The organism is Paenibacillus forsythiae T98, assembly GCF_000520735.1.
GTDB lineage: Bacteria > Bacillota > Bacilli > Paenibacillales > Paenibacillaceae > Paenibacillus_AQ > Paenibacillus_AQ forsythiae.
The window spans coordinates 1-380 of the sequence record NZ_ASSC01000673.1 but is presented as its reverse complement, the minus strand read 5'-3'; the positions used below and the strand labels follow the sequence as shown (position 1 = coordinate 380).

Here is a 380-nt window from a genome sequence, read left to right as displayed (position 1 = left end):
GCAGAGCGGGCAGCTCGGCCTTGGACTGAGACTGGAGCCGCCGGGAGGAGACGAGGAGATATGGCGGCTGTCCTTCTGGGCAGAGGGGCGGGAAGAGAGCGGCTTCTGGCTTCCCGCAGCCTCGGTCTGGAGCAGCGGCGAGCGGGAGTTCACGCTCTGGGGCAGGCGCTATAAGGGAATTCAGGAACAGCTGCTGGCGGCGCTGGGGCGGGCTTCCGAATTGTCGCCGGATATTTCGCGGGCGCTGGAGTCCGGCGCTCCAACGGGCGTGAACCTTGAGCCGGAACGGCTGTATTTTTTTCTGAAGGAGACCGTGCAGGAGCTGACGAAACGGGGAATTACCGTCCAGCTTCCGTCGCGGTGGAGCAAGGAGGGGCGCC

1 pseudogene is annotated in these 380 nt (G+C 65.3%); it reads left to right on the top strand.

What is annotated here, in order from left to right:
* Positions 1-380 (top strand): annotated as a pseudogene (locus tag L692_RS33070) (SNF2 helicase-associated domain-containing protein); the annotation flags it as partial.